Source organism: uncultured Legionella sp., from assembly GCF_937871865.1.
Classification (GTDB): domain Bacteria; phylum Pseudomonadota; class Gammaproteobacteria; order Legionellales; family Legionellaceae; genus Legionella.
In genome coordinates this window covers 1-2,024 of the sequence record NZ_CALMPD010000183.1, presented here as the reverse complement: position 1 = coordinate 2,024, position 2,024 = coordinate 1, and the positions used below count along the sequence as shown (strand labels likewise).

Genomic DNA, 2,024 nt, shown 5'->3' with positions numbered 1-2,024 from the left:
TTGTATCAGGAGGTGGTTCTGGTGGTGGCGGTGGGCTCGGTCTGGGTGGTGCTATGGGAGCTGCTGGAATAGCTGGGGCTGCCATGGCGGGGGCTGCAGGTAGTGTACTTGCCCAAAGCGGTGGTGGATTATCCGCACTCAATGCGGCATTTAAAGCAGCCAGCCAATCAACCAACTCTGGCGATACAAGTTCTCTGTCAGGAATGGATAAAGGCTCTAAAACCGGTGGTTTAGCCGAAGCCATGGGAACAGCTGCCAAATTTGCAGGTTCTTTTGGTTCCCATTTAGCATCAGGTACTATGGATGTGGCTCGTGAAAAAGTAAACTCGGTTAAAGAGGCCATTGCTGAAAAAATTGCTGACACAACAGGTGGAAAAATTGCTGAGGCAATTCAGAACAAGGTAGATTCATCTGCTTCTGAATCGCAAGAATCCAACGCACAAAATATTCTGTCTATGGGTACTCCTGGAGGTAGCTTTAGTTCAGCTACTGAGACATCAGATGAAGTCAGTCAGTTTGTGAACCAGAAGGCATCTGGAGAGAGCAAATGAGCCTAAACAAACTTAATAAAGCCATAGGCCCTCAAGTCAGAGAAAAAAATCCTGGCAAGATAAATAAAACCATAGTCTGGTTAGTGATTTCTTCATTTTTAATCAGCATGCAAATTGGCACGCAGTTTTTCGCACATCAATTTCACTATGCTGATGTCTTAGGGACTTCATTCGCTCATATTTATATGCCTTGGCAGATTTTTATTTGGGCTATTAAATATCAATCCTATTACCCAGATTCTTTTAATGCCGCCTTTGGTCTGATTGTCATGATTAGCTGTCTCTTTTTAATGATGATCGTGTTGTCTTCCAAATATTTTAAAAAGAACAATGTGAGTGATTACCTCCATGGTTCAGCCAGATGGGCTAATTGGGAGGATTTAAACAATGCGAGCCTCATTGGACATGATGAAGGAGTTTATGTTGGGGCATTTGAAGATGACCAAGGAGAGATTCATTATTTGCGCCACAATGGGCCTGAGCATGTTTTAACCTATGCACCAACCCGCTCAGGGAAAGGAGTTGGTTTAGTGATCCCTTCCCTTCTATCCTGGAAACAATCTTGCGTCATTACCGATTTAAAAGGTGAGCTTTGGGCAATGACTGCTGGATGGCGTCAGAAACATGCTAACAACAAAGTCATTCGATTTGAGCCGGCAACATTAAAAGGAAGTGCACGCTGGAACCCACTAAATGAAATCAGAGTAGGTACGGAATCAGAGGTCGGTGACGTGCAAAATTTGGCAACACTTGTAGTTGATCCCGATGGTAAAGGATTGGAAACGCATTGGCAGAAGACCTCTCAAGCCCTTTTGGTTGGTTTTATTCTGCATGCGATTTATAAACTGAACAACCAGGGAGAACCAGCCACATTTCCCAATATTGACCGTATGCTGGTTGATCCCAATATTAATATTGCCGACCTGCTCATTGAAATGACGCAATACCCGCATATTGAAGGCAAAACCCATCCTGTTATTTCAGCCTCTGCGCGTGACATGATAGACCGACCCGAAGAAGAAGCAGGCTCTGTATTATCTACTTTAAAATCTTATTTGGCGTTATACCGAGATCCGGTGGTAGCACATAACGTCTCGTCTTCCGATTTTTGTATTCGAGATTTGATGAATAATGAAAATCCTGTGAGTCTCTATATTGTTACTCAACCTAATGACAAGGCCAGGCTTCAACCTCTGGTTAGAGTAATGATTAATATGATAGTGAGACTATTGGCAGACAAAATGGAATTTGAGCGTGTATCCGATGACAAAGGATTATCTTATGTGAGCGCTAAAAAAACGTATAAACATCGACTGCTTTGCATGATTGATGAATTTCCTAGCCTAGGAAAACTCGATATTCTACAAGAGTCATTAGCCTTTGTTGCAGGTTATGGTTTAAAGTTTTACTTAATTTGCCAGGACATTAATCAGCTTAAAAGCCGTGAACGTGGCTATGGCCCTGATGAGACCA

General features: G+C 42.8%; 1 protein-coding gene and 1 pseudogene. Both read left to right on the top strand.

The features are described from left to right. Positions 1-551: pseudogene (locus tag Q0495_RS09885) on the top strand (P-type conjugative transfer protein TrbL); the annotation flags it as partial. Beyond that, positions 548-2,024: type IV secretory system conjugative DNA transfer family protein (locus tag Q0495_RS09880; protein WP_298625561.1), on the top strand; the 1,477-nt coding region annotated here is incomplete at its 3' end. The pseudogene Q0495_RS09885 and the gene Q0495_RS09880, both read left to right, overlap by 4 nt.